Consider the following 13,568-nt stretch of genomic DNA (forward strand, 5'->3'; position numbering starts at 1 on the left):
CGAAGTCTACATGACCGTTATGAATTTTTGCGTTATAAATCTTAATTGAACCGCCGTATACGGAACCGTACGTACGGTGGTGTGAGAGGACGGAGGCTAACCGCCTCCTCCTACTCGATTGATCATCATTTAAATAGAATCATCACCTCTTAAATGTTTTTGAGGAGTCACTCCGCGATTTACACTCTAGGTGGACGCTTTCCGCGGGTAGGGCCTCGGGCGCACAGGATGTGGGTCAGTTAGATGTTGCCACAGGACGTGGCGGTTTTAGTCTAACATTCCTTATTGCTCCACTACCGTGTCACAATAAGGATTTTCGGACGCGTGGCGTTCCCACTGGAGTCGCCACCCGACCTTCCAATCACTGGCTGGGTGCTCCTGATAATGGATCATAAATTGATTTTTTTAATAAAAAAAGGTAAATCCAAAGTACACAATGAACTAGGATTTGCGTTATTGGCTGTGAACTTAAGGTAATTCAAGGCTAATAACTCTAAGAATCCAAAGCATTCAAACCACTACAAAAATGAAAATGGTTCTATTTACGAAAAAACCGTAAATAGAACCATTTTTTACTCAATGAGACTAGTTATGTCTCAGCCCCCTTTTGTTATTTTTGTCATTTTTCCCATAATCAGTGGGCTTATTTTGTTCCCAAAGAATATAATATAGGCATAGCTATCTCCATTATAAAATTAACTTTATCGTTACTCGACTATATATAATTCACAAAAATATCATATGTTAGTAAAATACTGACATCAATCCTTTAAAATTAAGCTTTCCAACTTATATTTTGAGGAAGAAGGGTCATATAAATCACAGTAAACACATAAGAATAAAAAGAATTATGGAAAAAGCATTGACTTTGGAATTTTTATGTTATATTATAGGTCACAACTTAATATATAAAGCTTATCCAGAGAGGTTGAGGGACTGGCCCTGTGAATCCTCGGCAACAGACTATTTATAGAACTGTGCCAATTCCAATAAATGAACATTTAGCAGATAAGAAGAATACAAGTGATTGATTTCACTTACCCTGCCTCTTCTTATCTATACTAAGGAGAGTTTTTTATTGCAATTTAACTGATTGTTAGATCACCACTTCGAGAATACAAGATGAACTGTCGGATGGTTAGTAGAGGATAAATCCCTTACTAAGTAAAGTTTCACTCTATTAATTAAATATATGCTCATTAGTCAACTAAAGGCATTTTTTAACTAATCTAACGGATTGATTATAAAAAGTGCCTTTTTGTTTTATACGGCATGGAAATATTAGGTGGAGGTGATGATAGGATTGGCTTTTTTGGAAACAATTATCGTCTTTGTTTTAATTCTGATCATGCTTGTTTGTATGATTCTAGAAGTCGCTCGACCAGGGATCATTATTTTTATTGTCCTAGTTCTTTTATTGATCACTAATATTTTAACTCCTGAAGAAGCACTCAGTGGTTTCTCAAATGAAGGCATGTTGACGGTTGCTTTATTATTTATCGTTGCTGGTGTCGTTCAAAAGAATGGCAAACTTGATGAAATGGTGGAAGCTTTATTAAGAAATAGTCGAACAATACCAGGGGCAATGGTACGGTTCTTAATACCGATATCACTTTTATCTGCTTTTCTAAATAATACACCGATTGTTGTTACATTTACACCAATTATAAAAAATTGGTGTGAAGAACATGGGATTGCACCATCTAAATTCTTAATTCCATTGTCTTATGCCACGATTTTGGGAGGAACGATGACGATAATGGGGACTTCTACCAATCTTGTTATTCATGGCCTGTTGTTGAGCTATGGGTTGGAGGGATTTTCCTTTTTTTCATTAGCGGTTGTTGGTATTCCGATTACAGTCCTAGGGTTGCTTTATTTATTCACAATTGGGAGAAGTTTGTTGCCAAACCATAAAGGATTTAGTCAACAAGTTAAAGAGGACACGAAAGAATATGTAGCAGAATTACAAGTAGAGGCATCTTTCCCTCACCTTAATAAAAGTATAAGGCAAGCGGGATTAGCAGATTTGAATGGGTTATATGTAATTGAAATTATTCGTAAACATGAACGTATTTCACCCGTTCGGGAAACAACAATTATTCAGGTTGGTGATCGACTAATTTTTGCGGGTGAATTATCAATTATCGCAGAGTTACAAAAAACTGAAGGGTTGGAATTAAGAACGGGGACAGAATTAAGTTTTACAGATCTAAAGAATGGCAACACATACTTAATTGAGGCTGTTGTTTCACATCAATCAAGTTTTATAGCAAAATCAATTAAGCAATCACGATTTCGCTCACATTATGATGCAGGAGTGATTGCGGTTCACCGAAATAACGAACGTATTCAAGGTAAGATAGGAGATATTATCTTAAAACCAGGTGATTCATTATTGTTATTAACAGATGCCAAGTTTATTGAGAAGTATCAACAATCTAATGATTTCTATTTAGTATCTCGAATTGAACCACCAAAACAATTAAGTGAAAATTCTTTCAAATCATGGTTTCCAATCGGCATCTTAATTGCAATGATTATTTTCGTAACAATAGGTTTTTTGACGATGTTGAAAGCGATGGCTCTCACAGTTGTAATTTTTATCCTTATGAAGTTCATTGATGCTGAAGATATAAAGAAAAATATCCATTTTGATGTTCTATTAATTATCGCTAGTTCATTTGGAATTGGTATTGCGATGACAAAAACGGGTTTAGCAGATTTATTGGCTGGTGGTTTAATCGCTATTGGAAGACCAATTGGGACTATGGGTGTACTGATTATGATGTATATATTAACGAGTATATTTACTGAATTTATAACAAATAACGCTGCAGCAGTGTTAATGTTACCTATTGGTTTAGAGATTGCAAAGTCATTAGATGTAGATCCAATTGGACTCGCAGTCTTAATAACAATAGCTGCTTCAGCAAGTTTTATCACACCCATTGGATATCAAACAAATTTGATTGTTTATGGTCCAGGTGGTTATAGATTCATCGACTACGTTAGAGTTGGTACGCCACTTAATTTATTAGTTATGGTAACAACCTTGAGTGTGGTCTATTACAGATGGTTTTAGGAGGGGAAATAATGACAGAGTCGGGCAATATCACTTGGCATGAGTCAAAAATCAAAAAAGAAGATCGCCATCAATTAAACAACCACAGGAGTGCAGTTATTTGGTTTACGGGATTATCTGGTTCAGGGAAGTCTACACTTTCAGCAGCACTTGAAGCATGCTTACACAAGAAAGGCATCCGAACCTATCGATTAGATGGCGATAATATTAGGCATGGTTTAAATCGGGATTTAGGATTTAGTCCTGATGATCGAAAGGAGAATATTCGCAGAATAGGTGAAGTAGCAAAGTTAATGGTAGATGCAGGTCTTTTTACGTTAACAGCTTTTATCTCACCATACAAGGCTGATCGTGATCAAGTTCGGCAATTGGTTGAAGCTGATGAATTTATCGAAATCTATGTAAAGGCAACGATTGAGACTTGTGAAGAACGGGATCCGAAAGGCCTCTATCAGAAAGTCAGATTAGGTGAAATCAAAAACTTTACTGGTATCGATGCACCTTATGAAGAACCACATTATCCAGATCTTGTTGTTGATACTGATCAATTAAGTGTAGCTGATTCTGTTGAATATATAGTCGCTTATTTAAAAAAGAATCACTTTATCGCAGATTAACTGACTGTAATTCCATTGCGTGAAGATTAGCTATACCAAGCTTTGTTCATTAAAATTTAAATAAAGTATAGAAAGTTGGTAAAAAATCACTTTAGTTAAAAAGGAGAAATAATTTATGGAGAAGCTAACATATGGATCATGGTTTGATTATGAAGACACCTTTGAGACAGATAACGCTTCTAAAGGTGCGCTAAATGTATTGAAATGGGCATATGAAACGTATAAGGATGAGCTTGTTTATGCTTGTAGTTTTGGAGTGGAAAGTATGGTGATGATTGATTTAATTACACAAATATATCCAAAGGCGAAAGTTGTTTTTCTTGATACGGGATTACATTTCAAGCAGACCTATACGTTAATTGATGAAGTAAAACTACGTTATCCTCAGCTAAGAATAAAAATGAAAAAACCTGCTTTGACAGTAGATGAGCAAGCTGAAAAATATGGCGAAAAATTATGGGAAAGGCAGCCAGATCGCTGTTGTTATATGAGAAAGATTGTTCCACTCCAAGAGGAACTGAAACATGCAACTGCCTGGTTGTCTGGACTGAGACGTGAACAATCACCAGAAAGGAGTGAAACAAAGTTTATTAACAAAGATGAAAATTTTAAATCAATTAAAGTTTGTCCACTGATTTATTGGTCGTGGGTTGATATTTGGGATTATGTAAAGAAACATCAGTTACCTTATAATTTCCTTCATGATCAAGGTTATCCCAGTATTGGTTGTGTACCCTGTACATCACCAGGAGACACAAAGACAGGTTCAAGGTCAGGGCGCTGGAAGAATCAGCAGAAGACGGAATGTGGCTTACACAGAAATTAAATAAATGAAAGTGAGGGAATTACATGACTTTAGGTCAACCGCATGGGGGAATATTGATCAATCGTTGGGATCCTAAATTTAACTATGAAACAATAACTGAAAAAGTAGAGTTAGATGAAATAGCAATTAGTGATTTAGATTTATTGGGTGTTGGAGCTTATAGCCCATTAACTGGATTTTTAACTGAAGAGGATTATCACTCTGTTGTGGAAAAGATGCGATTATTGACAGGGGAACCATGGACGATTCCGATTACTCTTCCAACTACTGAGGAAAATGCCAAGAATATAGAGCCGGGGAGTTTTGTAAAACTAGAAAAAGATGCAGTTGTCTACGGAATAATGGAAGTATCGGATATATTTATACCGGACAAAACTAAAGAGGCTAAATATGTTTATAAAACAACAGATCGAAACCATCCAGGGGTAAGAAAGTTATTTGATCGTCCTAATGTATATTTAGGTGGGGACATTACATTAATCACTCGACGTCCGATTAGCCATTCAGGAGCCTATCGTTATGATCCAATTGAAACAAGAGAGAAGTTTCAAGAGCTTGGTTGGAAAACAGTTGTTGGTTTCCAAACAAGAAATCCGGTTCATCGCGCACATGAATATATTCAAAAATCAGCATTAGAAATTGTTGATGGTTTATTTTTAAATCCACTAGTCGGCGCAACAAAAGCAGATGATATTCCAGCGGATGTACGAATGAAAAGCTATCAAGTTTTACTCGAAAGTTATTATCCGAAAGAGCATGTATTGCTAGGTATATTCACAGCTGCAATGCGTTATGCAGGTCCGAGAGAGGCTGTTTTCCATGCACTAGTTAGAAAGAATTTTGGATGTACTCACTTTATCGTCGGGCGAGACCACGCTGGGGTTGGTAACTATTACGGAACGTATGAAGCACAAGAAATATTCAATCATTTTACTGAAGATGAGCTTGGAATTGCATTATTATTTTTTGAACATAGCTTTTACTGCAATAAATGTGAGAGTATGGCGACTACAAAGACATGTCCGCATGATGAAAGTGAACGTGTAATTTTATCGGGGACAAAGGTTAGAGAAATGTTGCGAGTAGGTGAGCAACCACCGAAAACATTTAGTCGGCCGGAAGTTATCGAAACATTAATATCGGGTTTACAGAAGAAAACCACTGACTTTTAACATCATAGAATCTAAGAAATTAGCCATAACAGGAGGATGTATATGGGGAAGGTTTATTTAGTTGGAGCAGGACCCGGTGATATTGATTTAATCACAATAAAAGCACTCAAGTGTATTGAGAAGGCCGATGTCATCTTATATGATCGATTAATCAATAAAGAACTACTGAATTATGCCAAAGAAAATGTGCAATTAATCTACTGTGGCAAGCGTCCAGGATTTCATATAATGACTCAAGAAAAGATTAATCAACTTTTAATTAAATATGCGAAACAGGGAAAAGATGTTATCCGTTTAAAAGGCGGAGATCCATTTATTTTTGGGAGGGGCGGTGAGGAGGCAGCCGCACTTGTAGATAATGGGGTTTCCTTTGAAATTGTTCCAGGCATCACTTCTGGGATTGCGGTACCAGCATATGCAGGTATTCCAGTTACCAATCGTGGGATTAGTTCTAGTTTTGCAATGATAACATGTCACCATCAACCAGGCGAACAAGACCCACTGGATTGGAAAAGTCTTGCTAAAGGGATTGATACACTAGCAATTTATATGGGAATTAGTAATTTACCTTATATCTGTAAACAACTCATAAGCTTTGGTCGATCTCCTGATACTCCTGTAGCAATTATCCATTGGGGGACAACGACAAAGCAACATACAATTACTGGAACATTATCGTTAATTGTTGAGCTTGCGAGAAAATCAAATATTGAAAATCCAAGCATGATTATCGTAGGTGAAGTTGTCAGATTTAGAGAAAAGCTTCAATGGTTTAATGAGTCCCAATTGAATGGGGCATTGGTACAGAAAGCATCTACTTAAAAGGGGGGCTCTACCATACAAGCAATTTTATATATTGGTCATGGCAGTCGGGTTAAAGAGGGGATTGAAGAAGCTAACTTATTTATTAAACAAGTTAAATCTAAGATAAGTATTCCCATTCAGGAAATATGTTTTTTGGAATTAGTCTCACCAACCATTGCTGAAGGAATTGCAAATTGTGTAGCCCGCGGCGCCACAAGTATTGCTATTGTCCCTGTTTTATTATTGAGTGCACATCATGTAAAAAAAGATATTCCATTGGAAATTGAAGCTGGGAAGGCTCGGTATCCAGAGGTCAAATTCATTTATGGAAAGCCCTTTGGTATCCATTCAAAGATTATTGATAGTCTCTATGATCGAATCCTTGAACAAGATAGAGCTATCGATGAACGTACCTCTGTTTTACTTGTTGGGAGAGGAAGTAGTGATCCGGCGGTAAAACATGATTTACTCGAAATTGCTAAACAGCTTAGTGATAAATACGCCATAAAACAAGTCGATGTTTGTTTTTTATATGGTGCCAAGCCAAGTTTTAATGAAGCACTAAAGACATTACAAAAGAAGGATTTAAAACAGATATTTGTTATTCCTTACTTATTATTCTCAGGTCTCTTGATGAATGAGATCACAAGTAAAATTGTAAAACAATCGACGGCTGATCAGACATTAATTTTATGTGAAAACCTTGGCTATCATAAAAATATGCAAAAGGTACTTTTAGAAAGAATAGACGGAGTATTAGGACATCTGTATTGAATCAACTATAAAAAGGTGAATTTCAAACGGCAGAAACCAAATGCTCTGTAAAAATTTATTTAGATAATGGCTAATTTGAAAGGATGGATAACGACAATGGGAAATCGCTCGGAAAATATTGAGTTATCACTTGAAAAAATTAAAGAAATGTTAGATTCGATGAGCTATGGCTCAGTGACTTTGATTATTCAAGATAAGCATGTTGTTCAAATTGAAAAGAATGAAAAGATTAGATTGAAATAAAATGAATGGAATTATAGATAGTGAGGTGATCATCATTGCAATTTCATGTAATGAATAGTCCGTTTAATCAAGAGCAGGTAGATCTTCTAAATCAACTTTTACCAGTGTTATCAACTAGGCAACGTATTTGGTTAGGAGGCTATTTAAGTGCGGTTCAAGACACAGAATTAGATCATTCATCAGGTGGTGTGGCGTTACTAGAGAAACCAACTTCTAACGATAAGGATGTTAATCAGGAACTGACTATTCTTTATGGTTCACAAACTGGTAACAGCCAGGGGTTGGCAGAGGAGTTTTCTGAAAAGCTAGCTAGGGATGGGTTAAAGATAAACCTTTTTTCAATGAGTAATTTTAAATTGAATACTCTTAAGAAAATAGAAAACTTACTTATAATAGTCAGCACACACGGAGAGGGAGAACCGCCAGACAATGCTATCCCTTTTTATGAATTTCTTTTAAGTCATCGGGCACCCAAACTTGAAAAGCTAAATTTCTCCGTATTATCTTTAGGAGATAGCTCATATGAGTTTTTCTGTCAAACAGGTAAGGAAATTGATCAACGGTTACTTGAGTTAGGCGCTAACCAAATTTGTCCACGTGTAGACTGTGATTTAGACTTTGATGAATTGGCGACAGATTGGTTTAATCGTATCGAAGCAAAATTAAATGAACAAAGAAATCAAGCAACACCTCAAGTTGAACAGTCAGTAAATCATTCTACTATCTCAAATCAACCGGTATATTCACGGAAAAATCCATTTCAAGCAGAGATTTTGGAAAATATAAATTTAAATGGTCGTGGCTCAAATAAAGAAACGCGTCATCTCGTGTTATCGATTGAAGGTGCTAATTTTCATTTTGAACCTGGAGATTGCTTAGGGATCTATCCAGAGAATCCACCCGAGTTAGTTGATCAATTAATTGAAAAAATGAATTGGGATAAAGAAGAACCTGTTCCAATAAATAAACAGGGGGATCTTTTACCACTACGTGATGCATTAATTTCTGAATTTGAAATTACTGTGCTTACCAAACCTTTATTACAGAAGATGGCTGCATTTACTACTGATAGTAGATTGGAAGAACGATTAAGATCAGATCAAGAATTAAGTGCATATCTTTATGGGCGTGATTTACTAGATCTAGTAGAGGATTTTTCACCTTGGCAGGTTGAAGCTAGTGAATTTGTTAAAGTTCTACGTAAAATACCAGCTCGTTTGTATTCAATTGCTAGTAGTTTAAGAGCTAATCCCGAGGAAATACATCTTACCATTGGTACTGTCCGCTACCATGCCCATGGTCGTGATCGAATGGGTGTTTGTTCATATGAATGTGCTGAAAATAAACAGATTGGCGAGCATTTATCTGTCTATATTCAACAGAATGATAATTTTAAATTACCAGCTGATCCCAAAACACCATTGATTATGATAGGGCCTGGAACTGGAGTTGCACCATTTAGAGCATTTTTAGAGGAACGAGAAGAGTTGAATTGTGAAGGTGAAACATGGTTGTTTTTTGGTGACCAACATTATGTGACAGATTTTCTTTATCAAATTGAATGGCAACAGTGGCTTGATAATGGAACATTGACTCGAATAGATCTTGCTTTTTCCCGTGATAGTGAAGAAAAGATATATGTACAACATCGAATGATTGAAAATAGTAAGGCCATCTATGAATGGATTTGCAAAGGAGCTGTTATTTATGTTTGTGGAGATGAAAAACATATGGCTACAGATGTCCATCAGACCTTAATTACTATTCTTGAACAGGAAGGAGGGATAAGCCAACTTGAAGCGGAGGAATATTTAATGGAAATGCAAAAGGAAAAACGCTATCAGCGCGATGTTTATTAAATATACTTCAAAAAATTAGATAAGGGGTTTTAAAATGACAAAAAGGATAACTTTACCACCACAATCTGGAACACCTAGTGATGTAGAACGAATTAAAGATGAAAGTAATTATTTACGAGGTTCACTTGCTGAAACACTAGAAAACCCAATCAGTGCTGGAATACCAGATGATGATAATCGATTGATGAAGTTTCACGGTAGTTATTTACAAGATGATCGTGATTTACGAAATGAGCGCCGTCGGCAAAAGTTAGAACCGGCCTATCAATTTATGGTTAGAGTCCGTGCTCCAGGAGGTGTTGCAAGTTCAGAACAATGGCTTGTAATGGATAAACTAGCTAATAAATATGGTAATGGTACATTACGTTTAACGACTCGTCAAGCATTTCAAATGCATGGCATATTAAAGTGGAATATGAAGAAGAGTATTCAGGAAATAAATAAAGCATTGATGGATACACTTGCAGCCTGTGGAGATGTCAATCGGAATGTGATGTGTAATCCAAACCCTTATCAATCGGAGATTCATAGCGAAGTTTATCATTGGGCTCAGAAATTGAGTGCTGATCTTTCACCACAAACGAATGCCTACCATGAAATTTGGCTTGATGGTAAGAAGGTAGTTGATAGTAAAAAAACAGAGGAAGAGACAGAACCTCTATATGGAAAGCTTTATTTACCACGTAAATTCAAAATTGGGATTGCCGTTCCACCTAATAATGATATTGATGTTTTTTCACAGGATCTAGGTTTTATTGCAATTACCAAAAAGGACCAACTGATCGGCTTTAATATAAGTGTTGGCGGTGGGATGGGCATGACTCATGGAGATACAGCAACATATCCACAAATAGGAAGAGTGATCGGTTTTTGTAGACCAGATCAACTTCTCGATGTTGCGAAAAAGGTAATAACGATTCAACGTGATTATGGAAATAGGTCGATCCGAAAAAATGCTCGTTTTAAATACACAATTGATAAACGAGGGTTAGATTGGCTTATTAAAGAATTGAACGATCGCTTAGGATGGGAACTTGCTGAGGCACATGATTATCAATTTGATCATAACGGTGATCGATATGGTTGGATAAAGGGAAACAATAATCACTGGCATTTTACACTCTTTATTCAAAACGGGCGGATTAAAGATCAAGCCGATTATCCGCTAATGACAGGCTTAAGGGAAATTGCAAAAATTCATACAGGTGATTTCCGCTTAACCCCAAATCAGAATTTAATGATTAGTAATGTTACAGATGATAAAAAACAAGAAATCGAAAAGTTAATCAAGCAATATATGATTACTGCAGGTGAACAGCATTCTGCCTTACGAAGAAACTCGATGGCATGTGTTGCTTTTCCAACATGTGGCTTGGCGATGGCCGAGGCAGAACGTTACCTTCCATCATTAATAGATAAAATTGAATTGATCATTGATGAAGCGGGATTACGCGAACAGGAGATTGTTATCCGTATGTCGGGTTGTCCTAACGGTTGTTCACGACCAGCTTTAGCCGAAATTGGCTTTATTGGAAAAGGACCAGGGAAATATAATATGTATTTAGGTGGCAGCTTTGTAGGTGATCGGTTGAGTAAGTTGTACAAAGAGAATATAGGTGAAGAAGAAATCTTAGCATCGCTTAAACCACTTCTTTTCCAATATGCAAAAGAGAAAGAGGAAAATGAGCATTTTGGTGATTTTGTTATTCGGGTGGGTCATGTAAAAGCTGTTCGCTCCGGATTAGACTTTCATGATTAATAAGGTGAACATTATAATAGGCAGCAAAGTTAGGTAGCTTCTCCACTATGAAGTCAGTACGGGTAGGTGGGTCAGACTATGGGAATATATCCAATTATGTTGAATATGAAGAATAGGGATGTTGTTATTGTGGGAGGTGGCCAGGTTGCTTATCGTAAATTAGTCGAATTGTTGCAAGTTGGCGCCCGTATAACAATTATTAGCCCAATGATTCATGAGAAAATTGAAAGTTTGATAAGGGAAAACCAAATTATTTGGAAAAATAAATTATTTGAGGCTGGCGATCTTACCGATGCGTTGCTTGTCATAGCGGCAACAAATAATAGAAAGGTAAATGAAGCTGTTAGATTATCTGCTGGAACTAATCAACTCGTGAATGTTGTTGATAATCATGAATTGAGTCTTTTTCATATTCCTGCAAAATTATACAGGGGTAACTTAACGATAAGTGTGGCAACTGGTGGGGCAAGTCCAATACTAGCAAGAGCAATTCGTGATCAGCTAGCTGAGATTTATGATGAATCATACCATGACTACTTGGTGTTTTTAGCTAGGGCAAGAGAGTTAATAAAACAATTTCATTTCAGTCAAGATCAAAAAAAGCAGTTGCTTAAAGCTATTACAGAAGATAGTTATAGACGATCAAAAAGAAAACAAAAGGAATACCTAGAACTTCTCACTGATGCAATCAATCAACAGTATTCATTTGAATTAATAACAATGAAGCAATCCGAAGATCGAAGAGATGAGTATCATATGTGAATATGTTTTTATATGGAGAACATCTGGGTCCAAATCCAATTAATTTCTTATCTTGAGAACAATCCTAGCTATTTAAGAATAACCGAAGTTAGTTTTACTTAATTGATCAATAGCTTCATGGGAGGTTTGTGTCCTAGGATTTAGCATTTAATAATAAGGGTTCTCTAAAACACAACGATTGGTAGAGAAACGAATCAGGCCGTTACTGTCAGTTGACTTCCCACTAACAATTTTAAGTTTTCTTCGAATGCTTGGAGTGGGAGTCTTACTGACAGTTGCACTGCGATAAATTTAAGTGAGTAGAAAGATTGATGTGTTAATGACAAAAGCCATAAGGAGAAATTGTATGCATATCATTCAAGTTGGTGTCAGTCATCAAATTGCTTCTTTAGAGATAAGAGAAAGGTTTAACTTTACAGAAGAATCGATTAAACAGGCCATGTTGTCACTACAAGAATATGATGAAATAGATGAAAATGTTATTATATCGACTTGTAATCGAGTAGAAATATATGTAGTAACAGCAAATAGCCATGTTGCAATTCTTTCTATTAAGCAATTTCTAGCGGACTGGTTTCAACTATCATTTAATGAAATTACATTACTTTTCTCATCTTTAAAAGATGAAAAAGCTCTTGAACATTTATTTAAATTGGCTGTAGGATTAGATTCAATGATTATTGGAGAAACACAAATACTGGGTCAAGTTAAGCGTGCATTCTTTACTGCTCAGGAAATAAAAGTAAGTCGAAAAATCTTTAACGAATTATTTAAAAGAGTGATCACTTTTGCCAAAAAGGCACATCACAATACAGGAATTGGAAGGCGTGCTGTATCGGTAAGTTATGCCGCTATAGAGCTATCCAAAAAAGTCTATGGTAATTTACAGGGTAAACACGTCGCTATTTTAGGTGCTGGAAGTACGAGTGAATTGACATTGAAGAATTTACAAGGAAGTGGTGTGTCACAGATTACCATTGTTAACAGGACATTTGAACGGGCAGCCAAGTTGGCACATAAATATTCTGCACAGGCAGTACCGATTGAAGAATTACCTAGAACTTTAACGAAGATAAATATATTAATTAGTTCAACAAGAGCACCAACACCCGTTTTAACAAGAAAAATGTTGGATAGGATTCTGATCGAACGTAAAGGGATACCTTTATTATTGATTGATCTAGCAGTTCCAAGAGATATTGATTATAGAGTTTGTGAATTAAATGGTGTGTATTTATATAATATTGATGATTTACATAGAGTCGTCAATAAAAATTTAAAAATACGGGAGAAAATAGCCTATTCTCTTTACCAACAAATAGAAACTGAAGTTACCTCTTTTCAACAATGGTTAGAACGATTAGCTGCTATTCCGGTAATCGAGGCATTACAAGCAAAGGGAAAGTTGATTCAAGAAACGACATTGGAAAGTATTTATCGTAAAGTACCTGATTTATCTGAAAGGGAAATGAAAGTTTTGAAGAAACATACCAAAAGCATTGTTCACCAATTGTTGAATGAGCCAATCCATTATCTAAAGGATGTTGGAAGTGAAGAAGATCGGTTAGAAATGGCTTGCTTAATGTTTGGACTAAATGATCAAACACTGAGATAAGTAGGGTAAGGTCTTAATCAAAATCGATTAGATTGTTAAAAAGGAATCATCT

At 36.0% G+C, this 13,568-nt stretch carries 11 protein-coding genes and 1 riboswitch; all 11 genes read left to right on the forward strand.

From position 1 onward, the window contains the following. Nucleotides 1–912 precede the first annotated feature (912 nt). Nucleotides 913–1,015: riboswitch (SAM riboswitch) on the forward strand. Nucleotides 1,016–1,348: 333 nt separating this feature from the next. After that, on the forward strand, nt 1,349–3,085 hold the full coding sequence (locus tag KQI76_RS09005; RefSeq protein WP_253288889.1) for an SLC13 family permease: 1,737 nt from the start codon (nt 1,349–1,351) through the stop codon (nt 3,083–3,085). An 11-nt stretch (nt 3,086–3,096) separates the two neighbouring features. After that, nucleotides 3,097–3,702: an adenylyl-sulfate kinase gene (gene cysC, locus KQI76_RS09010; protein WP_216399987.1), complete on the forward strand. Its 606-nt coding sequence runs from the start codon at nt 3,097–3,099 to the stop codon at nt 3,700–3,702. Nucleotides 3,703–3,817: 115 nt separating this feature from the next. Then, nucleotides 3,818–4,528, forward strand: coding sequence for a phosphoadenylyl-sulfate reductase (locus KQI76_RS09015; RefSeq protein WP_216399988.1), 711 nt, complete (start codon nt 3,818–3,820; stop codon nt 4,526–4,528). 23 nt (nt 4,529–4,551) lie between these two features. After that, complete coding sequence (gene sat / locus KQI76_RS09020; RefSeq protein WP_216399989.1) at nt 4,552–5,700, forward strand: sulfate adenylyltransferase; 1,149 nt, start codon at nt 4,552–4,554, stop codon at nt 5,698–5,700. A 42-nt stretch (nt 5,701–5,742) separates the two neighbouring features. Beyond that, complete coding sequence (gene cobA / locus KQI76_RS09025) at nt 5,743–6,522, forward strand: uroporphyrinogen-III C-methyltransferase (protein WP_216399990.1); 780 nt, start codon at nt 5,743–5,745, stop codon at nt 6,520–6,522. A 33-nt stretch (nt 6,523–6,555) separates the two neighbouring features. Further along, a complete protein-coding gene (locus tag KQI76_RS09030; protein WP_371817671.1) occupies nt 6,556–7,278 on the forward strand; it encodes a sirohydrochlorin chelatase in 723 nt (240 codons plus the stop codon). Nucleotides 7,279–7,374: 96 nt separating this feature from the next. After that, nucleotides 7,375–7,521 (forward strand): YezD family protein, encoded by a 147-nt coding sequence (locus KQI76_RS09035; protein WP_216399991.1) that lies wholly within the window; start codon nt 7,375–7,377, stop codon nt 7,519–7,521. Between the two features lie 35 nt (nt 7,522–7,556). Next, nucleotides 7,557–9,380 (forward strand): assimilatory sulfite reductase (NADPH) flavoprotein subunit, encoded by a 1,824-nt coding sequence (locus KQI76_RS09040; protein ID WP_216399992.1) that lies wholly within the window; start codon nt 7,557–7,559, stop codon nt 9,378–9,380. Between the two features lie 34 nt (nt 9,381–9,414). Further along, on the forward strand, nt 9,415–11,139 hold the full coding sequence (cysI, locus tag KQI76_RS09045; protein WP_216399993.1) for an assimilatory sulfite reductase (NADPH) hemoprotein subunit: 1,725 nt from the start codon (nt 9,415–9,417) through the stop codon (nt 11,137–11,139). 78 nt (nt 11,140–11,217) lie between these two features. Next, entirely contained in the window at nt 11,218–11,901 is a 684-nt protein-coding gene (locus KQI76_RS09050; RefSeq protein WP_216399994.1) for an NAD(P)-binding protein, read from the forward strand. A gap of 346 nt (nt 11,902–12,247) precedes the next feature. After that, complete coding sequence (gene hemA, locus KQI76_RS09055) at nt 12,248–13,516, forward strand: glutamyl-tRNA reductase (RefSeq protein ID WP_216399995.1); 1,269 nt, start codon at nt 12,248–12,250, stop codon at nt 13,514–13,516. The last annotated feature ends 52 nt before the right edge of the window (nt 13,517–13,568 follow it).

The organism is Amphibacillus sp. MSJ-3 (genome assembly GCF_018919165.1).
Classification (GTDB): Bacteria; Bacillota; Bacilli; order Bacillales; family Amphibacillaceae; genus Amphibacillus.